Genomic DNA, 20,747 nt, shown 5'->3' with positions numbered 1-20,747 from the left:
AGTTCGTTCGAGGCGGGAGGAGTGGTCGGCGGGCCGGGCTCTCAGGGCATCATCGCGGCGCCCCGGGCGGGGGTCGCCTCGGCGCGGGTGATCACGGACGGGACCGCGATGCCCGGAAGGATGAGGTTCCACATCTGCTGGGTGCGCTCGGGAAGGTCCTGGCGGCCGCTGACGACGTTGGAGTACATCTGCATTCCGGTACAGGCCGCGACGACGAACTCCGCGACCACGACCGGGTCGACGCCCGGCTGCAGCTCGCCGTCGTTCTGCGCGTCCTGGAGGCACCCCGTCATGATCGCGCGGAACTTCTCGTACGGGTCGGCGCTCGTGGGACCGACCGCGGAGGTTTGCTCGTTGGTCAGCCGTACGCCGGCCCGCAGCAGCGGATCGCGCTGGAGCTGCCACGACCAGACGAGGGTGAGGTCGATGAGCCGCTGGAGGCCCCCGGCGGCCAGCAGCGGGACCAGGGTCTCCGGCTGGCTGTTCATCACCGCCCTGGCCAGATCCTCCTTGGAGCCGAAGTGGAAGTAGAGCGCTCCGGCCGTCACACCGGCGCGCTTGAGGATGCGGGTGATGCTCGCACCCGCGTAGCCGAACTCGTCGAACACCTCTGCTGCTGCGAGGAGGAGAGCGCGGCGGGTCTGTTCCGCTCGTTCCTGCTTCGGTTGTGCCATGCCCTGTCACCTTCCCAAAAAGAATGACCCTTATGTTATCCGGGCCGACCGGCGCCAAGGCAAGTCCCTTTTGTTCCGGTTGAGTTACCTATGCTTACTCCTGCACTCCCAGAAAAAATCAGACCCGTGTTCCCCTTGACCCGGCAAAACAAAAGAAACATTATTTTTGAGTCGGCGCAGGGGGTGCTCGTGGGGCTCCCCTGCGTAGTCATCCGTGAGCAAACAACCGATCGTGGGGGGTCCACGTTGTCTGTTTCCGTACTGAGCCGTGACGTACAACCGGTCCAGCAGTCTCAGGTGCAGCAGTGGCAGGTGCACAAGCTCCGGGGGGAGGAAGTGCTGCTCAGCACGTGGACCGAGGCCGACTCGGGACGCTTCGTGATCACGGCGCGCTGGCCGAAGGGGCACCCGTTCTACCTGCCGTCGCAGGGCGCGTACGATCCGCTGCTGCTCGCGGAGACCGTGCGCCAGACGGTCCCGCTGCTCTCGCACGCCGTGCACGGTGTCCCGCGGGAGCACAAGCAGGCGTGGGAGTGCCTGAACTTCGCGGTCGAGCCGCTGGCCTCGCTGATCACCACCGCCGAGGACGAGGTGCGCCTGGTGGTGTCCTGCTCGGACGTGGTCCGGCGCGGCAACAGGTTCGCGGGGATGGCGATGGACATCGACGTCCACCTGGGGAAGCGGCTGATGGGCATCGCGCACACCCGCTTCAACGACCAGCCCGCGGCCGTCTACCGGAGAATGCGCGGGAGCTACGCGGACATCGACACCGCTCTGGCGAACCGCCTCCCGGCGGGCCCGCCCGTGGATCCGCGCCTGGTGGGCCGGACGTCCCCGGCCGACGTGGTCCTCTCGCCGGCCCCGGGGGGCGAGAGACCCGGCCGGTGGCTGCTGCGGGTGGACACCTCGCACCCGGTGCTCTTCGACCACCGTGTCGACCACGCGCCCGGGATGCTCCTGCTGGAGGCCGCCCGGCAGGCGGCGTGCGCCGTCGGCGGGGGGACCGCGGCCGTCATCGGGATGCGGACGGACTTCGTGCGGTACGTCGAACTCGACGCCCCGGCCGTCGTCGTGGCCGGTTCCCCGGTCCCCGCGGGCACCGGCCGGAGCCGGGTACCCGTCTCGGTCGAGCAGCACGGCGTCCAGGTCTTCACCTCCGAGGTGACCATCGTCTGACGGCCTGCTCCACCGGGCGCACGACGTGACGCGGCGGGCGGTCCGTACCTCCCCTCCGCGGAGGTACGGACCGCCCGCCGCCGGTCAGACCCGCTCCAGCTCCGGCATCGGATACGGGAGGTCCTCGTGCATGATGACGTCCACGTGCACCGACGCCGGAACGGCGAAGCTGGCCTCGTATCCGGGTGGGGCGATCAGCTGCCGCACCCGCCAGCCGAGCGGCTGGCCGGTGAGGTCCATCCGGTTCAGGACGGACGCCATGCCCTGGCCGGTCGCCTTGGCCATGGCTTCCTTGCGGGTCCACAGCCGGGCGAAGTCCCGGACCAGTTCGTCGGCCGGGCGGGCGCCCAGCCACTGCTGTTCCCTCGGGTGGAGGAAGGGCAGGTAGCCCGCGACCGACTCCGGGGTCGGATGGGACTCGATGTCGATGCCGATGGTGGCCTCGGCGACAGCGATGGCGACGTGGTCCCCGCTGTGCGACATCGAGAACTCCGGGGGTTCGCGGCCCCGGTCCGGATCGCGGATGGCCGGCCTGCCGTGCGCCCCACCGCAGCCGGGACACGGCTGCCGCAGGAAGCCGACGCTCCGGGGCGGGCAGTCCAGCGAGGAGCCGAGGACGCTCCGCAGCGCCCAGTGGGCGAAGGCGTAGGCCTCCTTGCCGGAGCGCTGCGGTATCGCGGCCAGCCGGCTCCGTTCCTTCTCGTCGAGCCAGTCGGGCGCGGACCCGTCGGGTGGCAGCCGCTGCCCGGCCGGGGCCCGGACGATCCAGACGCCCACCTGGTCGCGGACCTCGCCCGGGGGTGCGTCGGACCACTTGAGGTCGTGTGTCATGTCGATACGGCTCCTGATGTGGCGGGGACCCGGCCGGTCCCCGCCACGGGTCGGATCAGGCGGTTGCTGCGAGCAGCGGCCACGGGCCGGTCGTGGCGTACTGCTCCAGACCCTCGGCGGCGAGATAGCGCCGGAACCCCGGAACCTGCTCCGCCGGACGCAGTGCCCCGCGGTACAGCACCAGTCCGCGCACACCGTTGTCGTCGTCGTGCCAGCACACGAGGGGCATGTGGTACTCGGGGGTGTCGCAGGTCTCCTGCACGGCGGCCTGGTAGCCGTACGCAGGCAGCAGGCTCATCCCGTCACGCTCCCCGGTTCCGGGCGGACGCCGAACAGGGCGCCGTAGTCGCTGATCCGCGCGGCCGCCCCGGTACCGCCGGCGAGGTGCAGCGCGTGCCAGAAGAGCACCTGGTTGGCGGTGAGGACGGGGAAGCCGATCCGCTCCTCCAGGCCCGCGATGGTGCCCACGGCGCGGATGCCGTTGCCGGCGACCAGGACCGCCTGCGGCTTCCGCGGGGCGACGGTGGACTCGATCCACTGCACCAGGGCCTCCGGGGTGATGAGCTTCTGGTTGCTGGGGAGGCCGCAGGGGGCGTGGTGGACGACGTCGAACCCCCGCTCGCCGAAGTAGGAGGCGCCCAGGGCGGAGAGCTCGTCGTCGAACCACGGCGGGTTGACCAGCGCGATCCGTTCGGCGCCCAGAGCGCGGAAGCCGGCCGTGGCCGCGTGGGTGGTGCCGGTGAGCGGGATGCCCCGGGTCCGCTCGGCGAGCCGCTCGAAGAGCTTCTGCTCGCCGTCGGCTCCCAGGACGTAGGCGGAGCTGGTGAACCCCAGGGCGATGGAGTCCAGCGGGGAGGCCGCGAGCAGCTCGACCGCGTCGTCGATGAAGGGCGGGTCGATGAAGGCGCGCACCGGGTCGTGCGGGATCTTGGGGTCCATCTCGCCGCCGGGCCGCATGGCCCCGAAGTGGACGCGGGAGCCGTGGATGAAGACATCGCGCGGAGCCATCGCCTGGAGCTCGGACTCCGGCCCGACGTCCGCGTGCGGAACGACGACACCGACGCGGGCGACGGCGCCCCAGCCGTCCTCTCGGGCCTGGAACTGCGTCATGGGGTGCTTCTCCTCTTCTTCTGCCGTTCTTCTGCTCTGACGTGACGTGCCTGCCTGGGGTGGGAGGGGCTCAGCTCGCCTCGTCGGCCAGCGAGCCGCCGCTGACCGTGCCGGTGCCGTCCGCGTCGAGGAACTTCGGGTGCTTGCGGCGCATGGTGCTCATGACGAACTCGTACGGGACGTCGTCGAAGTCGCCGTGGTCGGTGAGGAACTCCATGCTCTGCCGCCCCTGCGCGTCGAAGGGGTGGTAGAGGCTGTCGGAGCGTCCGTCGAATTCCAGCGGGGTCATGCCGTACAGCCGGCACAGCAGCTTGTTGAAGACCGGGGTCACCTGAAGCCAGCGGCCTTCGAGATACACGGTGGCCAGGCCGTGGAAGAAGACGTCGCCGCCGATGTAGGAGCGCAGCCGGTCGGAGGCGAGGTGGTTGCGGACGTCGCTGTAGTGCAGCCGGGCCGGGATGCCGACGGAGCGGCAGGCGGCGGCGTAAAGCACGGACTTGTGCAGGCAGAAGCCCTTGCCGCCGGTGATGATGCTGGACGCCTTCAGCCCCTCGGGCGACAGGTCGGCGCCGTAGACCTCGTAGTGGATGCCGTCGCGCACCGCGTAGTAGAGGGTGACGGCGAGTTCGACCTGGCCGGCTTTCTCGCGGTCGATCCCGTTGAGGGCCTTGTCGACGAAGGCGCGTACGGTCTCGTGCTCGTGGTCGAGGAAGTCGGTGGCCGCGGTGAGGCGTTCGAGGTCCTCGGCGGTCGGGGTCACGGAGACGGTGTCGGTCAGGATGTCGGTCATGGCGGATGCCTCTCGTCACAGGCCCATCAGGGCGGCGATGCAGTTGCGCTGGATCTCGTTGGTGCCGGAGTAGATGGAGCCGGAGGTGGCGTTGCGCAGCTCGCGCTCGATGCCGGTGTCCGTCAGATAGCCGCGGGCGCCGAAGATCTGGACGGCGTGCCGGGCGGTGAGCTGGTTGGCCTCGCTGACCACGATCTTGGTGGCGGCCACGTCCAGCGATGCGTCCGTGCCCTGCTCGACCTTGCGCCCGGTGTCGTACAGCCACTTCCGGGCCGTCTCCACCGCGATCCTCATGTCCGCGATCTTGTGCGAGACCGCCTGGTTCTTGCCGATCGCGCTGCCGAACTGCTGCCGCGTGGTGGCGTGTTCGACGACCCGCTTGAGGCGGTGGGTCATCTCGCCGAGGTTGACGGCGAAGGAGAAGAGGACCTCCCGCTTCATCACGTAGTCCATGATCAGGAAGCCGGCGCCCTCGCTGCCCAGCCGGTTGGCGGCGGGCAGCCGGACGTTCTCCAGCGTGACCTCGCTGATCGGGGAGGTGCGCAGCCCCATCGTCTCCAGCGGCTCGCCGATCCTCAGGCCGGGCGTGGAGCGCTCGGCCAGGAAGGTGCTGAGTCCGAAGGCGCCCGGCTTGCCGGTACGGACGTAGAGGAGGAAGAGGTCGGCGACGGGGGCGTTGGTGATGAACATCTTGCCGCCGTCGATCACGTACTCGTCGCCCTCGCGGACCGCGGTGGTCCGGATGTTCATGACGTCCGAGCCGTGGCTCGGCTCGGTGATCGCGTGCGCGGTGATGGCCTCGCCGGAGGTCACCCGCGGCAGGTACCGCGAGCGCAGCTCCTCGGAGCCGAACGCCTGGAGCGGGATGCCGACGCTGACGATCTGCGTGGACGCCGAGAAGTTGAGGCCGGCGTCCCGGCTGGTGTGGCCGAGGCCCTCCAGCGCGGACATGGTCTCGGTGAGCGTCCGGCCGGCGCCGCCGTACTCCGGGGCGAAGGGGAGGGTGAAGAGGCCCGAGCGCTGGAGCGGCTTCCACTTCTCGTGCGGGAACTCGCCGGCCCGGTCCCAGCGGGCGACGTCGTCGTTCAGCTCGTCGCCGTACGGCGCTGTGATGCCGTAGGTGTCCGTGTCCTTCTCTGCTGCCATGAGGGCTCTGCCTTGCCTTTCGCCGGTCGCGGGGTGAGCCGGGTGCGGGGCCGCGCCGTCGCGGCCCCGCACCCGGCGGCGGTGATCAGTAGCGGGAGAAGCCGTCCTCGGAGAGCGAGTGCTTCTCGTCGCCCCGCAGCGCCGGGCTGAAGACGGAGACGAGGAGGAGGTCCTCGTCGTCGGAGGCGAGGAGGTGGTGGGCGTCGTGCTGGTCCAGGGCGTAGATGGTGCCGGTCTTGATCTTGTGGCGGACGCCTTCGGTGGTGACGACCTCGCCCGAGCCGCCTATGCAGTAGCAGGCCTCCAGGTGGCCGAGGTACTGCAGTCCGCTGGAGGTGCCTCTGCGGACCAGCGTCTCGCAGACGGTGAAGCCCATTCCGTCGGCTTCGGTGAGCAGGCGGTGGCTGGTGCCGCTGCCCCACTCGACCGCGGGGACGTCGGAGAGAGAACGGACGATCATGGGAGTACTCCTGTCATCGTTGTGTTCTGGACGTGTGCTGGACCGTGGGGGGAGGGCGGCGCTGCGGTGGACCGTGGGGGTCAGACGGAGGCCGGGGCGGCCTTCTCGACGAAGCCGCGGATGTCCGCGAGCGTGCGGTAGGCGGCCGGCTCCAGGGGGATGTCGTCGACGGGGATGCGGTAGGTCTCGGATATCCAGGAGATGAGGCGGACCAGGCCGAGGCTGTTGACGACCGTGCTCTCGATGAGGTCGAAGTCGTCGGTCAGGTCCTCGGCGTCCTCGCCGGCGAGGAACTCGCTGACGATGTAGGCGCGGATCGGGTCGGCGGCAGCGGTGCTCATGAGGTTTCTCCGTTCAGTCGGGTGTTCTTGATCGAGTTACGGTCGGGCTTGCCGGTCGGGGTCTTCGGCAGCGGTGTGCCGGCGAGCCCGACCGAGCTGGGCACGGCGTGCCGCGGCAGGTGCTTCGCCGCGTACGCCCGCAGTCCCAGCGAGCTGAGGGAGGCCCCGTCCCGGCGCACCACTTCGGCGTGCAGCCGGTTGCCGGCCTCGGGGCAGGGCAGGGCGACGACACAGGCCTCGACGACGTCCGGGTGGGCGCCGAGGACGGTCTCGACCTCCAGGGTGTTGGTGCGCACGCCGCGCACCTTGACCTGGAAGTCCGTGCGTCCCTGGAGGAAGTGGCGGCCGTCGGCGTCGCGGTGGACGAGGTCCCCGGTGCGGTAGAACACGGCGCCGCCGCCGCGCGGGTCGGGCATGAACGCGCGGGCGTTGCGGGCCTGTTCGAGATAGCCGCGGGTCTGGAAGGGGGTGTGCACCAGCAGTTCACCGGTGCCGGGGCCCTGGAGGACCTCGCTGCCCCCGGGGCCGTCGATCAGCAGCACCGCGTCGGTGCCCTCGATCGGGGTGCCGATGGGCAGCGGATGGACGTACGCGACCGGGTCGATGTCCTCGATGAAGCTGTCGTTGGTCTCGGTGCAGCCGAAGACGTTGTGGAAGCGGGCGCCCGGGCAGGCGGCGAACGTGTCCCGCAGCCCCTGCTCGGAGACGGCCTCCCCGGTGAAGACGACCGTACGGACCGCCGGGTAGCGGGCGCCGTCCGAGGCGAGCAGCCGGTGCAGCAGGGGCACGCCCTGGACGAGGGTCACCTCGTTGTCGAGGGCCAGCTCGCGCAGGTAGCCGGCGTCCCCGCTCGCCCCGGCGTCGGCCAGCACGACCGTGCCGCCGGCCTCCAGGACCGTCCAGACGTCGAGGAGCGCGAGGTCGAAGTTGAGCGGTGAGAAGCTCAGGGCCCGGGTCGAGGCGTCGAGCCCGAACTTCCCCGTGGCCCAGTCGGCGAACCGGTCGAAGGCCTCGGTGCGGACCGGGACGAGCTTGGGTACGCCGGTGGACCCGGAGGTGGTGAGGGTCAGCAGCGACTCCGCGGGGTCGGGGATGCTGAAGCCGTCCGCGGCCGAGGGGTCGGTCTCCTCCCGCGACAGGGTCACCCCGCCTCCGGGGACCGCCGTGGCGGTCAGCGGGCCGTGGGCCTGGGCGGTGAGCGTGGCCAGGGCGGCGGCGCCCAGGCCGGGGGAGGGGACCAGGGTGTTGATCCCCTGGCGCCAGGCCGCCAGCAGCAGGGCGATGGTCTCCGGCGACTTGTGGGCCGGGACGCACAGGGCGCGGACGGATCCGAAGCCGGCGCCGTCCAGGTCTGCGGCGGCGCGGCGGGTCAGCCGCTCCAGCTCCGCGTAGGTGACCCGCTCGCCGGAGGCGACGAGCGCGGTGCTGCCGGGCTGTTCCCGTACGTGTCTGCTGAAGGCCTGTAACAGGCGAGGCGATGGCAACGGTCCCCCTCGGTGGATGGGCGATCTCACGGCGGGATCCGGCCGTGGGATCGAGCCGCACGGTCCGACTGCGAGATCCGGCTGCGAGGCCGCGAGATCTGGCTACGAGAGAGAACCTATGGGTTTCTGTTTGCATGGTCAAGCAAATAGATTGACTGTTCGCGTGATCCAGGCCACACCCCTGTCGGCTTCGCGGGAAGCCCGAACATGCAAAAGACGGCGGGAGGCGGCCGGGTTGCCCCGACCGCCTCCCGCCGTCGCTCCGGACGCGTCAGGCGGCGCTGCGCAGCGCCTGCACCGCCCGGGCGAGCTGGGCGTCGGCGCTCGCGGTGTTGAGGGCCGAGCTGAGGACGTCGGCGTACGTGGCGCGGGCTTCCTGGTAGCGCTTGCGGCCTTCCTCGGTGATGACGGCGAACACGCCGCGCTTGTCGTCGGCGCAGTTGTCCTTGTAGGCGTAGCCGGCGCTGTCGAGCCGTCCCACCAGGCGCGTCACCGAACTCTGGCCCAGTCCGATGTGGTCCGCCAGCTCCTGCATGCGGCACTCGCCCTTCTCGGCCTGGTGGAGGGTCTCCAGGGCCCGGTATTCGGACAGGCCGACCCCGTAGCGGCGCTGGAGGGTGTGGGCGAGCTGGCGTTCCACGAAGGCGTGCAGGCCGAGAACGGCCTCCCACATGGTCTGATCGGAGGCGGCGCGTGGCTGCTGGTTGATCGTCATGGAACGGCTCCCCTTCTCGACTGCGATACCAACAAGATACATGCCCATGCAATCATCTGGGGAGTGTCGGTGCCCGCGAGAAGGACTCTGGTCCGGTATTTACTTGTATGCGCAATTAAATTTTAGGGAGTGTGTCCTCCAGGAGGCCGCACGTGTAAGCGGCCGAGACGAGCGTCATGTGCCGGTGCCAGCCGGGGAAGGAGCGGCCCTCGAAGTCCAGCAGGCCGAAGTCCTCGCCCATGCGCCGGACCGCGGACCGCGCGCCCTGGGGTGAGCGGGCCAGCTCCAGCAGTTCGGCCGGATGGCGGTCGGTGATGTTCGTCAGCCAGATCCGGCCCGGCCGCCCCGCGTCCGCGTCCCACTCGGCCAGCAGCCGGCCTGGCCCCCGGGTGTTCTCGCCGCTCGGGCGGAGTCCGTGCACGGGCGTCTCGTACGAGATGATCCCGCGGCCCGCGCCCGCAGGGTGCCGTACTCCGTGGCGCGCCAGCAGCGCACGCGCCGACGGCCGCTCTCCCGGCGGCAGTTCGGCTCCGCCGATGGCGGTCTGGCCCGGGATGGCGAGCACGAAGGAGTGCCCGCTGCCCTGGAGTCGCCGCGCCAGCGGTGCGATGTCGCACAGGGTCGTCAGGTCGGCCACCACGGGGGCGGTCTCCCCGTCCGTCCAGGACGTCATCTCCTGGACCAGGTGCAGGGCATGGTCCCCCAGCGACTGCGGCCGGGCCGTCGCGGGGATCTTCGCCCGGTCCCGTACGGCGGGGTCCTGCAGGAACCGGGGCGGCAGGAAGAGCCGCCAGTCGACCGGGAGGTGCGCCTGCCCGGTGTTCAGGAAGAGGCCCAGCCCCAGTTGGCAGTTGACGGTGCGCCCCGGCTCCGGCAGGAAGCGCTGGTGCACGCCGGGCGAGTGGTCGCCCCGCTTGGGCAGCACCGTCGGTGCCAGGGTCCAGCTGCGCACCGGCAGCGACCGGGTGGCCCAGCGGGCCAGCCGGCCGCGGACCGGGGCCCACTCCCAGGGGCTGGCGTTCACGAACTGGTGCAGCGACGACGACGTCGCCTCGGAGCCGGTCACGGTGGCCGCCATGCGGCGCACGGTCTTCTTGCCGTGCGTGCGCAGCAGGCCCTGTAAGTACACGTGCCCCCAGCGCTGCTGGTCGGAGCGGTGCAAGGGGCCGAAGAGGAGGCGGGACAGGTCGTCCAGCGCTCGGCCCGTCGCCATCTCGGGCGTTTCGTGCATCGTCGTCACTGCAAGTCCCTCCCAGGTGAGCGTCGCTGAGCAGACTAACAAACATAGAGAATGTTCGTTATATTTCTGAGGGGGGAGAGTGACGACTTGCCGAGGTTCAAGGAGAAGGCGCATGCAGGAACGGGCGGCCAAGACCCGTCAGGCCGTGCTGGAGGCGGCGGCCGAGGAGTTCGCCGAGCGTGGTTACGAGGGCGCCTCCCTCCAGCGGGTGGCCGGGCGGGCCGAGACCTCGATCGGTGCTCTGACCTTCCATTTCCGGAACAAGACCGCCCTGGCCGAGGAGGTGTGCGTCACCGGACGTGCGCGCTTCGGCCGCTCCCTGGCGGAACTCGCCCCCGCCGCGGACCCGTTACGAGGGCTGCGGGCCCTGATCGGCACACTGGCCCGGCTGGCGCACGAGGACCGCTTCGTCCGCGCCGTGCGCCGCCTGGAAGCCGATCCGCCGGACAGCGCACCGCCGTTGGCCGAGACCTGGCTGCCCGTCCTCCGTGCCCTCCTCGACCGGGCCCACCGTGCCCGGTCGCTCCGCCCGGGCGTCGCGCCCGAGGAGGCGGAGGTCATGCTGGCGCACCTGGCGGAGGGCGCGATGGCCGCCCACGGCACGCCCGTGGCCCGGGACTCCGTCTGGGACGTCGTCCTGCACGGCCTCGCCGCGGATCGGCATGAGGGAGGCGGCCAGGACGGCCGGGAGTCCCCGCAGGCGGAGAGCGGACGGTCCCCGGCCTGACGGCGGCCGGGGTCCGTCTCACGCCGCTCCCGCCGGTGACCCGGCGGTCTCCTCACCTCGCCCGCAGCGTCCGGTCCACCGCGTCGGCCACCTCGTCCAGGAGCCGGGCGCCCGGGCCCGCCGTCAGCCGGCCGCGGACCCAGGCGGCGCCGGTCCGGGCCAGGGGCCAGGACTGACAGGCGATCCCGCCGGGGCCCTGGTGGCCGAAGGCGCCCGAGCGGACGGCCGGGTGCAGCCCGTCGTCGAGGAGTTGGAGGCCGCCTTCGCCGTAGGCGCTGACCCCGCCGAGCAGCGGGTCCAGGCCCTCGACCCAGAAGCTCCGCGCCTGGTCGAGCGTGCGGCGCGACAGGAGCAGCGGCTCCTCGCCCGGAGCCCGTACGGCGTCGGCGGCCAGGACGCCCTGCAGTCGCGCCAGGCCGCGGGCCGACGCGTACGCCCCCAGGGAGGGGATGAGCGCGTAGCGCCGCCGGCTCTCGCTCCAGACCCCGGCGTCCGCCGGGAAAGGGCACGGGTTGTTCCACACCCGCTCGCACAGGTCCGCCGCGCCGCTGTCCTGGCCGCCGTCCGGGGCCGGGAAACGGGAGCGGAAGTCCGCCCCGTACGAGATACGTGCGGTGTGCGGCAGTTGGTCGGGTACGAGGCCGAAGTGGACGTCCAGGCCCAGTGGCCCGGCGATCTCCTCCAGGAAGAACAGGTCGAGATCGCGGCCGTCCACCCGGCGGACCACCTCCGCGACGATCCACCCCGCCGTCCACGGGCCGTGCAGCACGCCCCCGGCACGGGGGTCGTCCTCCTGGCTGTGCAGTTCGAGGAGCGCGGCCATCATGCGCGGGTTCTCCACGTCCCGCTGGTCGAGCCCCGCCTCCATGGCCGGGAGCCGGGCGGTGAAGGTCAGCACGTCCCGCAGCGTCACCGCGCTCTTGCCGCGCGCCGCGAACTCCGGCCAGTACTCCGCGACCGGCCGGTCCAGGGCGAGAGCGCCCATGTCGGCGAGGAGCAGGACCGCCGTGGCCAGGACGGAGTGGGAGCCCGTCAGCAGCGGTGCGAGGGTGTCGCCGGTCCACGGAGTCCCGGTGACCGGGTCGGCGGTGCCCTGCCACAGGTCGACCACCAGTTCACCGTCCCGGACGACCGCGAGCGCGGCTCCCTGGGATCTGGGCGGGCCCGCTTCCCGGCAGGCCCGTTCGAAGAAGTGGCGCACCGAGGCGAACCCGGACGCCGTGGTGCCGTGGACGTCGGTTGTCGCCGCCCGCGGCCGGGGCCGCGGGAGGACCTGCCGTACCAGTGAGGTCGTCATGTCAGGAACTCCAGAAGTGGTGGAGGGTCAGGGGCAGCGGTGCACGGGTGGGTCCGGGGCCGGCTCACACCTCTGCGGAGCCTGCCGGATAGGGCAGGAACTCCAGGTCGGTCAGGTCCTGTTCGGTCAGCCGGACACGGTCCCCGCCGAGGTTTTCCGCGAGGTGGTACGACGCCCGGGTGCCGGGCAGCGGCACCACGTGGTCACCGAGCCGGAGCAGCCACGCCAGGGCGATCTGCGCGGGGGTGGCCTCGTGCCGGGCCGCCACCTGGGCGACGGCCTGCGCGAGGGCGTGGTTGTGGCGGATGGCCCGTGGGGCGAAGCGCGGCTGGGTGTGCCGCCAGTCGCCCGGGGGCAGGTCCTCGGGGCGGGAGAACGCTCCGGTCAGCAGACCGCGCCCGAGCGGCGCACCGGCCAGCAGGGCGATCCGGCGCTCCACCGAGTACGGGACGACGTCGTCGAGGCCGCACCGCGTGAACAGGGACACCTCGGCGCCGATCGCGGACGCCTCGTGCACGGCCTCGGCCTCCCGGGCCTGCTCCACGGTCACGACGGGCAGCCCGAGCATCCGGATCTTGCCCGCCCAGACCTGCTCGGCCAGCGCCCCCCAGCTCTCCGTCAGCGGGACGGCGGGGTCGATCCGGCGCAGCAGATAGAGGTCGATGTGGTCCACGTCGAGCCTGCGCAGGCTCTCGTCGACCGCGTCCCGCAGCGCCTGCGGGCCGCCCGCGGGCCGCAGCACCCCGTCGGGGTTGCCGAGCAGACCGCCGCCGGTACAGAGCACCACCTCGTCCCGCCGGCCGCGGATGGCCTCACCGATCAGCCGCTCGTTCTCGCCGTCCGCGTAGGCGTCGGCCGTCTCGACCAGATTGACCCCGAGGTCGACCGCCTCCTGGACGAGTGACACCGCCTTGGTCCGGTCCCTCAGGCCGGGGGCGTAACGGTACGAGAGGCCCATCGCCCCCAGTCCCAACCGGCCGACGACCGGTCCGTCCCTGCCCATCGTTGTGGTCCGCATCCCGGGCGAACCCCCTTCTCCACAGAGGAATGTGACCCCCTCATGGCAGCAGCCCGGGAAGCCGGAGCACAGCATTCCGCTCCTACTTGCCGACCTTCGACGACTTCGGCAAGTCCGGCGGCTTGTCACGAATACTGGTCTAGACCTTGACAGGTCCAGACCATTCTCGGTTGAGTGTCGGGCACCCCCACAGCGGCGCACGGCCGGACGGCGCGCCGCGTTCAAGGAGTGTGTTCACGTGATCCGACGTGTCATGAGCCTGCTGGTCGCGCTCGGCGCGGTCGTCGCGGCGCTCGTCGTGCTTCCCGCCGCCACCGCGCAGGCCGCCACCTGTGCCACGGCCTGGAGCTCCTCCGCCGTCTACACGAACGGTGGCTCGGTCTCGTACAACGGCCGTAACTACACGGCCAAGTGGTGGACCCAGAACGAGCGTCCGGGTTCGTCGGACGTCTGGGCCGACAAGGGCGCCTGCGGTACCGGCGGGGGCGGTGAGGACCCGGGCCAGAGCAACGGATTCGTCGTCAGCGAGGCCCAGTTCAACCAGATGTTCCCGAACCGGAACCCCTTCTACACCTACCAGGGCCTGACCGACGCCCTCAGCGCCTACCCGGCCTTCGCCAACACCGGCTCCGACGAGATCAAGAAGCGCGAGGCGGCCGCCTTCCTCGCCAACGTCAGCCACGAGACCGGCGGGCTGGTGTACATCAAGGAAGTCAACGAGGCGAACTACCCGCACTACTGCGACGCGAGCCAGCCCTACGGCTGCCCGGCCGGCCAGTCCGCGTACTACGGCAAGGGCCCGATCCAGCTGAGCTGGAACTTCAACTACAAGGCCGCCGGTGACGCCCTCGGCATCGACCTGCTGAACAACCCCTACCTGGTCGAGCAGAACGCCGCCATCGCCTGGAAGACCGGCCTCTGGTACTGGAACACCCAGTCCGGCCCCGGCACCATGACCGGCCACAACGCCATCGTGAACAACGCCGGCTTCGGCGAGACGATCCGCTCCATCAACGGCGCGATCGAGTGCAACGGCGGCAACCCGGCCCAGGTCCAGAGCCGGATCAACAAGTTCACGCAGTTCACCCAGGTTCTCGGCACCACCACCGGCTCGAACCTGAGCTGCTGATCCGAAGGTCCTCGTGAGGGCCTGAGAACCCCACCCGAGCGGGGGGTGCGTCCGGCGAGAGCCGGAACGCACCCCCCGTTTCGGCGTCCGCGGCCCGGTTGGCACGATCGTCGTGAGACGCCGACCCCGGATGTGACGCGGGCCACGGGAACCGGGCGCAGGTCCCGGAGAGGTACAGGGCGTGGAACACAACGAAGTACGGGAGCGGATCCGGGCCGGTGACCGGGAGGCCTTCGGGGACCTCTACGACCGGTACGCCCGCACCGTCCACCAGCACGCCGCCCGTCTCACCGGGGACCTCTCGGCCGCCGAGGACGTGATGTCGGAGACCTTCCTCGCCGCCTGGCGCACCCGCGAACAGGTCCGCGCCGAAGGCGCGCCGCTCGGGCCCTGGCTGCTGGGCATCGCGACCAACAGGGCGCGCAACCACCGCCGCGGGGTCGGCCGCCGGCTCGCCTTCCTGGCCCGGCAGCCGAAGCCCGAGGAGACCGCCGACTTCGCCGAGGCGTCCGCCGAGCGCCTGGACCACCAGCGGGAGCTGGCGGCCGTACGCGCGGTGCTCGACCGGCTCCGGGGGCCCGAGCGGGAGGTGTTGGCGCTCTGTGTCTGGGCCGGGCTCGACTACGAGCAGACCGCGGACGCGCTGGGCGTGCCCGTGGGCACCGTACGCTCGCGGCTCTCCCGGGCCCGGAAGCGGCTGCGCGCGCTGACGGGCGAACGGCTCGCACAGGAAGCGCAGGAAGAGCGGAAAGAGCGGGAAGCGCGGGAACCCGGCCGGGGCCGCGGAGAGGTAGGAGGCAGGGCGGCGATCGTCGCCCTGCCGAGCGAGAGGGGATCGCGATGACGGGCACCGACAACGGCCGCGAAGCGTACGCGGCCGAGCGCGCCGAACTGGCGCGGCTGCTGCCGCCCGCCCCCGGGACCGACCTTCCGCCGGGCCGTCACGAGCACCACAGGGAACGCCTGATGAACCTGATCGACGACGACACCGCCCGCGCCCAGGGCCGTACCGGGGCCGACGCCCAGGACCGCGCCCGCGAGCGAGCCGGCCGCCCCGACCGGTCGCGCCTGCTGCGGCCCTCCTTCCTGGCGCCCGCCACCGCGCTGGCCGTGGCCGGGGCGCTGGTCCTGGGGTACGCCGCGCAGAACGGCGGCCCGGCGGGCACGGGCTCCGCGGGGGAGACCCGGTCGGTGTCCCAGGTGCTCCTGCGCATCTCGGACGCGGCGGGGAAGGGCGAGGCCCTGCCGGTCCGCGACGACCAGTTCGTCTACACACGCGGCACGGGCCGGGACGTCGACCTGACGACCGGCAAGCTGCTCGTCCAGCCGTTGGAGGAGTCGGAGACCTGGTACTCGCAGAAGCCCGGCCCGCAGAAGAAGCTCGGTCTGAGCCGTCAACACGGGGAAACCCTGCCCATCAACGCCGAGCTGGGCGACAGCGAGGGCACCCGGCCGGGCCTCCACCGGCCCACCTACCGCTGGCTGGCCACCCTGCCGACCGATCCGCAGGAACTGCTGGACTACCTCTCCGAGATCACCCCGAAGTTCGAGGGGGAGGACCGTGACCAGGCTCTCTTCGAGGCGATCGGGGGCCTGATCGGTGACACGATCCTGCCGCCCGGCACCGCCGCCGCGCTCTACAAGGCGGCCGCGCTCATCCCCGGCGTCACCGAGGCCCCCGACGCGGTGGACGCCCTGGGCCGCAAGGGCGTGGGCATCGCCCGCGACGACGAGCGTTCCGGCGTGCGCACCGAGTGGGTCTTCGACCCGGAGGATCTGTCCTACCTGGGCTGGAGCAGCCACCTGACGAAGGACACGGAGTACGGGAAGAAGGGCGACTTCCTCGGTGACAGCGCGGTGATCGAGACGGCGGTGGTCGACGAGGCGGGTGTCCGGCCGCAGGACTGACACCCGCGCGGCGGGTACGGACAGCGGCAGGACGGACGGCGGCAAGGACGGACAGCGGGCGACCCCGTCACACCAACTGCGGCCGCACCGACATCAGCAGATGCCGGTGCGTGTCCGGGCCCGCCCCGTCCGTCGGCGCCCCGTCCGTGATCAGCGCGCGCTGGCCCGCCCCCAGCAGCTGGAGCCGCAGGGCAGGACCGGTGAAGGAGGCCAACGCGTCCGCCAGATACGCCGGGTTGAAGGCCACCGTCAGCTCCTCGGCCCCTTCCAGCGTGGCCGGCAGCCGCTGGGAGGCCACGTCGTCCTCGTAGCCCGCCCGGAGCGTCACGGAGGCGTCGGCGCGGGAGAACGTCATCTGGACCGGGCTGTCCCCGTCGGCGACGACGGAGACCCGCTTGGCCGCCTCCGTCAGCCGGGCCCGGTCCACCACCGCCACGGCCGGGTCCTCCAGCGCGAACAGCTTCTCGTGGCGCGGCAGTCGGCCTTCCAGGAGCCGTACGGTGGTGCGCATGCCCGCGTGCTCGAAGCCCGCCGAACCGGCGTCCAGGGCGACGCTCACCAGCCCGGAACGGCCCAGCGAGCGGGCGATCTCGGTGAGCCGGCGGGCGGAGACGATGACGTCGGCGCTCTCGCCGGGCGCGGCCGCCTTCCACGGGAGGGTCCGCACGGCGAAGCGGTAGCGGTCGGTCGCGGCGAGCGTCATCGTGTCGCCGTCGAGCCCCAGCCGGATCCCCGTGAGCACGGGCAGCGTGTCGTCGCGCCCCGCCGCCACCGCCACATCGGCCACCGCCGCCGCGAACAGCTCCGCGTCCACCGCGCCCCGCACCCGCGGGAGCGGGGGCAGCGCCGGGTAGTCGTCGAGCGGCAGCACGGAGAGGCCGAACCGGGCCCCGTCGCCCGACACCGTGAACCGCGAGCCCTCCACCGCGCACTCCACGGGCCCGTCGGGCAGCACCTTGCAGATGTCCAGGAGCCGCCGCCCCATGACGAGCGCCTTCCCGGGCCGCAGGACTTCGCCCTCCACGTCGATGCGCGCGGACGCCTCGTAGTCCAGCCCGGAGATCCGCAGCCGCCCGGCCCCGGTCCCGTCCCCGGATCCGGCATCCGTGTCCAGCAGCAGTCCGCCCAGTACGGGAACGGGCGAGCGCACGGGCAGGACGCGGGCCGCCCAGGACACGGCCTCGGTCAGGGCGCTGCGCTCGATGCGAAATTCCATGGGGTGCCCTCTTCCGTAGGCCGACTCCTGCGTCCGACGTTACGAGGCACCACTGACAATCAGGCGCGCCCACAGCGCAGCTCTCACGCCCGGGAGCGCGGTAACACGCCAGGGAGCGCGGCAACCGGCGACAGCGACCACCCCCGTGAGCCGCTGCCGCCGCGTTCCCGCGTACCGTGTTCCGGCCTCCCCCGTCGTCCCCCGACGTGCCGGAACACGTTCGGACGATAGATCGAGGGGTAGGGGCACCGGGAGATTCAATACGCCCATCGGGACGGCCGCCGGGGTATCGGTCCGCACAGTCAGAATGGCCCGGTCACCGGCGACACGGCTGTGTCCTGGGCGGAACGGGGGATGGATGCGATCAGGGGAGCGCGCGGACGATCTTCTGCGGATGCACCGGCTGGCCCGCACCGGCGGCACGGCCGGGCTGCTGCGCTGGCTGGCCGGGCGGGCCGAGGGCTGGGCCGGGCTCGTCGGGCCGGACGGGACGGTGCTGCACGCCGCGGCCCGTACGGCGGGGGCGATGGTGCCCGATGTCGCGGGGCTGGTCGCCGAGGGCGCGAGCGCCCTCACCGAGCGCGGGGTACAGGCGTATGCCGTGGACACCGGTGCGTACACCGCCCTGCTCTTCCCCCTGAGCGTCTTCCCTCCGGGCGTCGGTGACGACACCGGCCCCGTGCTCGCCGTCGTCACGCCCCGGCCGGTGGCCACCGGGCTCGCCACGCTGCTGGCCGACGTGGTCCTCCCGCTGTCCCTGTGCCTCCAGGCCGAGACGCTGGAGCGCAAGCGCCGCCGGGTGGACCTCGCCGAGTCCCGGGGCCGTGAGGCGGTGCTGCACCTGCTGATGACGGGTCAGCTCTCCATCGCCCAGCAGGTCGCCGGTGCGCTGCGCCCCCGGCTCCCCGATCCGGTGCGGGTGTGCGTCGTGGAGTGTTCCGGCGGCGGTCGCGACGAGGTGGCCCGGGTCTGCGTGGACGCGGACGGCGGCCGCTCCTGGATCGTGCGGTGCCCCGTCTACGCCCGCCACCTCATCCTGGTCATGCCCGCGGAGGCGAAGGAGCCGGAGCCGGGTGCCGTCCCGACCGACGAGACAGTCGCCGCCCGGGTGGGCGACTGCGTCGTGGGCGTCAGCGAGCCCGTGCCACTGGCCGACACCGCGACCGGCTACCGCCAGGCCTTCCACGCCTTGGCCGTCGCCCGCGAACTGCCTGCCCGGCACGCCCGGTTCGGGGTCTCGCCGGATCCCGCGCTCGTCGTCGGACCGGCCGGCCGCCGGTGGGCGGACGAGCTGCTGAACCCGCTCCTGACCCATGTTCCGCGCCGCCCGCAGGACCCCGGGAGCCAGGAGCTGCTGGCCACGGCCGCTTCCTGGCTGGCGTTCTCGTCGCACGCGACCGGCCATCTCAAGGTCCACCGCAACACCCTCGCCGCCCGGTTGCGGCTCATCGGCGAGCTGCTCGGCCTCGACCTGCACCGGCTGGCCGACCAGGCCGCCCTCGACCTGGCCCTGCGCGTCCGCTCCACCCCCGCCCCGGCGTGCACCCCCGAGCCCGCGCAGTCCGGATCGCCGGCCTCCGGATCGCCGGCCTCCGGATCGTCGGCCTCCGGTACGTCGGCCTCCGCTGCGTCGGAGGCGGCGGGCGGTCTCGACGCGATCCTGGTCCGCCCCGCCGTACGCGACTGGGCGGACCAGCAACTGGCCCCCGTCCTCGGCGCCGAGGAGACCCTGCGCACCTGGGTGCGGTGCGAGGGCCGCCTCGGACCTGCCGCCGCCGAGCTGGGCATCTCCGTACCCGGCGCCCGCAAGCGCCTCACCCGGCTCGAAACGGTGCTCCAGCGCTCGCTGCTGCGCCCCCCGAGCGCCCGCTACGACCTGTGGCTGGCGCTGAGGTCCCGGGACCTGACGGCGGCGTAGGAACCGCCACGGGACGACAGGGCGGCGGCCGGCGAATTCCGGTAATTGATAGGAACGCGTGACGCATTGTTTTCCATTCGGTTCGTGCGTTCGGAGGGAATCCTTCCGGAGAAAGGATTCTGTAGTGCGAAAAAAGCGTTCTCCTTGATCGTCCCGGAAAAGAGCGTCGTATTTAGCGTCATTTCTCCGGACTTTCAGGGTGTTTCTGTGCGTAATGTGCTGCCGACAACACGAGGGCTTCCGGGAAACCGTGAACGGCTCGGAAGTCGCCGCCTCGCACAGAAAGTCGATTTCTGTTGAAGCTCAGAAAATCTGACCTTGCAGTTCGGCGCATTGTTTCTTCCTGGATCACGGCCGCGCTCGCCGCGACGGTCGCTGCCACGATGGTCGCGGTGACGTCGTCACCGGCGTTCGCCATCGCCACGCCGGTGCCGCTCGGAACGGCGGACAGTTTCGCGGTGCTGGCAGGGGAGTCGGTTACCAACACCGGGCCTACGGTGATCACTGGGGACGTCGGCGTCAGCCCGGGAACGGCCATCAGCGGATTTCCGCCGGGCCTGGTGAACGGCGTCCAGCACTCGGCGAACGCGGTCGCGCTCCAGGCCAAGTCCGACCTGGTGGTGGCGTACAACAACGCGGCGGGCCAGGCCACGGACGCCGCGCTGCCGCCGGACGCCGGGGGCCTGACGCTGGTGCCCGGCGTCTACACGGCGTCCTCGACGCTGGGCCTCACCGGCACGCTCACTCTCGACGCGGAGGGTGACCCCAACGCGGTGTGGGTCTTCCAGGTCGGCTCGGGTCTGACGACGGCGTCCGCCAGCCGCGTCAACCTCATCAACGGTGCGCAGCCGTGCAATGTGTTCTGGCAGATCGGCAGTTCGGCCACGCTCGGCACGGATTCGACCTTCATCGGCAACATCCTGGCCCTGACCTCGATCAGCGTGACCACCGGCGCGACCATCGAGGGCCGCGCGCTGGCCCGTAACGGCTCGGTCACCCTGGACAACAACCGCATCACCCGGTCCACCTGCTCGGGCGGCACCACGTCCGGTACGACCACCGGGACCACGACGGGCACGACGACAGGAACCACGACGGGTACCACCACCGGCACCACGGGCGGTGTGCTGGGCGGGGTGCTCGGCGGTGTCCTGACCGGCGGCACCACCGGCGGCACCGGCGGTGTGCTGGGCGGGGTGCTCGGCGGCGTTCTGACGGGCGGCACGACCGGCGGCACTCCGGGCGGCTCGACCACCACCGGGACCACCACGGGGAACACCGTCGGCAACACGTCCGGGAACATCGCCGGCAACACCACGGGCGGCGGCAAGGGCGGCGTCACCGGTGGCAACAAGGGCGGCGGCACCGGCGGTCACACGGGCGGCCACACCGGCGGTGGCAAGGGTGGCGGCACCGGCGGCCACTCCGGTGGTCACGACAGCGGCGGCTACGGCGACGGGCGCCCCGGCGACCAGGGCCCCGGCCACGGTGAGGAGCACGGCGGCTACGGCGACAAGCCGGAAGGCGCCGGGCACCACGAAGGCTGACCGGCGGCGCGGCACGCGCG

Annotated in this window: 22 protein-coding genes; 7 read left to right on the top strand and 15 right to left on the bottom strand. The window is 71.8% G+C overall.

Going from position 1 to position 20,747, the window contains the following annotated elements:
* Positions 1-41: 41 nt before the first annotated feature.
* The gene (locus IE134_RS04810; RefSeq protein ID WP_030722103.1) at positions 42-674 is read right to left on the bottom strand and encodes a ScbR family autoregulator-binding transcription factor; all 633 of its coding nucleotides are present in this window, start codon (positions 672-674) and stop codon (positions 42-44) included.
* Positions 675-920: 246 nt separating this feature from the next.
* Here IE134_RS04810 and IE134_RS04805 point away from each other — a divergent pair, with 246 nt between their 5' ends.
* Positions 921-1,850 carry a ScbA/BarX family gamma-butyrolactone biosynthesis protein gene (locus IE134_RS04805; protein WP_229823325.1) on the top strand — a complete coding sequence of 310 codons (930 nt, stop codon included), beginning with the start codon at positions 921-923 and terminating at the stop codon, positions 1,848-1,850.
* Between the two features lie 84 nt (positions 1,851-1,934).
* Here the strand turns inward: IE134_RS04805 and IE134_RS04800 are convergent, their stop codons facing one another.
* From IE134_RS04800 to IE134_RS04755, 10 genes are all read right to left on the bottom strand, one after another.
* Positions 1,935-2,681 carry a 4'-phosphopantetheinyl transferase family protein gene (locus tag IE134_RS04800; RefSeq protein ID WP_189429671.1) on the bottom strand — a complete coding sequence of 249 codons (747 nt, stop codon included), beginning with the start codon at positions 2,679-2,681 and terminating at the stop codon, positions 1,935-1,937.
* A gap of 55 nt (positions 2,682-2,736) precedes the next feature.
* A complete protein-coding gene (locus IE134_RS04795; protein WP_019763170.1) occupies positions 2,737-2,979 on the bottom strand; it encodes a DUF6253 family protein in 243 nt (80 codons plus the stop codon).
* Positions 2,976-3,791, bottom strand: coding sequence for a maleate cis-trans isomerase family protein (locus tag IE134_RS04790; RefSeq protein ID WP_030722091.1), 816 nt, complete (start codon positions 3,789-3,791; stop codon positions 2,976-2,978). Before IE134_RS04790 ends, IE134_RS04795 begins: the two co-directional genes overlap by 4 nt.
* Before the next feature lie 70 nt (positions 3,792-3,861).
* Positions 3,862-4,581, bottom strand: coding sequence for a transglutaminase-like domain-containing protein (locus IE134_RS04785; RefSeq protein WP_030722088.1), 720 nt, complete (start codon positions 4,579-4,581; stop codon positions 3,862-3,864).
* Positions 4,582-4,596: 15 nt separating this feature from the next.
* Positions 4,597-5,727, bottom strand: coding sequence for an acyl-CoA dehydrogenase family protein (locus tag IE134_RS04780; RefSeq protein WP_030722085.1), 1,131 nt, complete (start codon positions 5,725-5,727; stop codon positions 4,597-4,599).
* Positions 5,728-5,812: 85 nt separating this feature from the next.
* The gene (locus IE134_RS04775) at positions 5,813-6,187 is read right to left on the bottom strand and encodes an ectoine synthase (protein ID WP_030722082.1); all 375 of its coding nucleotides are present in this window, start codon (positions 6,185-6,187) and stop codon (positions 5,813-5,815) included.
* 80 nt (positions 6,188-6,267) lie between these two features.
* Entirely contained in the window at positions 6,268-6,528 is a 261-nt protein-coding gene (locus IE134_RS04770) for an acyl carrier protein (RefSeq protein ID WP_030722079.1), read from the bottom strand.
* The gene (locus IE134_RS04765) at positions 6,525-8,012 is read right to left on the bottom strand and encodes an AMP-binding protein (protein ID WP_179887913.1); all 1,488 of its coding nucleotides are present in this window, start codon (positions 8,010-8,012) and stop codon (positions 6,525-6,527) included. Before IE134_RS04765 ends, IE134_RS04770 begins: the two co-directional genes overlap by 4 nt.
* 271 nt (positions 8,013-8,283) lie before the next feature.
* Positions 8,284-8,727 (bottom strand): MarR family winged helix-turn-helix transcriptional regulator, encoded by a 444-nt coding sequence (locus IE134_RS04760; protein WP_030722072.1) that lies wholly within the window; start codon positions 8,725-8,727, stop codon positions 8,284-8,286.
* Between the two features lie 115 nt (positions 8,728-8,842).
* Entirely contained in the window at positions 8,843-9,958 is a 1,116-nt protein-coding gene (locus tag IE134_RS04755; RefSeq protein WP_229823324.1) for an IS701 family transposase, read from the bottom strand.
* Positions 9,959-10,079: 121 nt separating this feature from the next.
* Here IE134_RS04755 and IE134_RS04750 point away from each other — a divergent pair, with 121 nt between their 5' ends.
* Positions 10,080-10,694, top strand: a complete 615-nt coding sequence (locus IE134_RS04750) for a TetR family transcriptional regulator (RefSeq protein WP_098893831.1) — start codon at positions 10,080-10,082, stop codon at positions 10,692-10,694.
* Positions 10,695-10,746: 52 nt separating this feature from the next.
* On the opposite strand, the gene IE134_RS04745 is transcribed toward IE134_RS04750, so the two are convergent.
* Both IE134_RS04745 and IE134_RS04740 read right to left on the bottom strand, forming a co-directional pair.
* Positions 10,747-11,991, bottom strand: a complete 1,245-nt coding sequence (locus IE134_RS04745) for a serine hydrolase domain-containing protein (RefSeq protein WP_098019021.1) — start codon at positions 11,989-11,991, stop codon at positions 10,747-10,749.
* A 64-nt stretch (positions 11,992-12,055) separates the two neighbouring features.
* Complete coding sequence (locus tag IE134_RS04740; protein ID WP_030722060.1) at positions 12,056-13,009, bottom strand: aldo/keto reductase; 954 nt, start codon at positions 13,007-13,009, stop codon at positions 12,056-12,058.
* Between the two features lie 238 nt (positions 13,010-13,247).
* Between IE134_RS04740 and IE134_RS04735 the strand changes: the two genes are divergently transcribed.
* The 3 genes from IE134_RS04735 (at position 13,248) to IE134_RS04725 (ending at position 16,046) form a co-directional block, all read left to right on the top strand.
* Complete coding sequence (locus IE134_RS04735; RefSeq protein WP_030722057.1) at positions 13,248-14,138, top strand: glycoside hydrolase family 19 protein; 891 nt, start codon at positions 13,248-13,250, stop codon at positions 14,136-14,138.
* A gap of 181 nt (positions 14,139-14,319) precedes the next feature.
* Positions 14,320-14,982 (top strand): RNA polymerase sigma factor, encoded by a 663-nt coding sequence (locus IE134_RS04730; protein ID WP_189429670.1) that lies wholly within the window; start codon positions 14,320-14,322, stop codon positions 14,980-14,982.
* A complete protein-coding gene (locus IE134_RS04725) occupies positions 14,979-16,046 on the top strand; it encodes a CU044_5270 family protein (RefSeq protein WP_030722051.1) in 1,068 nt (355 codons plus the stop codon). Before IE134_RS04730 ends, IE134_RS04725 begins: the two co-directional genes overlap by 4 nt.
* 67 nt (positions 16,047-16,113) lie before the next feature.
* Here the strand turns inward: IE134_RS04725 and dnaN are convergent, their stop codons facing one another.
* Positions 16,114-17,262: a DNA polymerase III subunit beta gene (dnaN, locus tag IE134_RS04720; RefSeq protein ID WP_189429668.1), complete on the bottom strand. Its 1,149-nt coding sequence runs from the start codon at positions 17,260-17,262 to the stop codon at positions 16,114-16,116.
* Between the two features lie 394 nt (positions 17,263-17,656).
* Between dnaN and IE134_RS04715 the strand changes: the two genes are divergently transcribed.
* Positions 17,657-19,180 (top strand): helix-turn-helix domain-containing protein, encoded by a 1,524-nt coding sequence (locus IE134_RS04715; protein WP_189429933.1) that lies wholly within the window; start codon positions 17,657-17,659, stop codon positions 19,178-19,180.
* Between the two features lie 178 nt (positions 19,181-19,358).
* Here the strand turns inward: IE134_RS04715 and IE134_RS34025 are convergent, their stop codons facing one another.
* Positions 19,359-19,667, bottom strand: a complete 309-nt coding sequence (locus IE134_RS34025; RefSeq protein ID WP_229823322.1) for a hypothetical protein — start codon at positions 19,665-19,667, stop codon at positions 19,359-19,361.
* Between the two features lie 10 nt (positions 19,668-19,677).
* Between IE134_RS34025 and IE134_RS04710 the strand changes: the two genes are divergently transcribed.
* Positions 19,678-20,727: an ice-binding family protein gene (locus tag IE134_RS04710; RefSeq protein WP_229823319.1), complete on the top strand. Its 1,050-nt coding sequence runs from the start codon at positions 19,678-19,680 to the stop codon at positions 20,725-20,727.
* Positions 20,728-20,747 lie beyond the last annotated feature (20 nt).

Origin of the sequence: Streptomyces rubiginosohelvolus, from assembly GCF_014649875.1 — a bacterium.
Classification (GTDB): domain Bacteria; phylum Actinomycetota; class Actinomycetes; order Streptomycetales; family Streptomycetaceae; genus Streptomyces; species Streptomyces rubiginosohelvolus.
The sequence above is the reverse complement of the archived record's forward strand: the minus strand, read 5'-3'. Positions and strand labels throughout refer to the sequence as shown.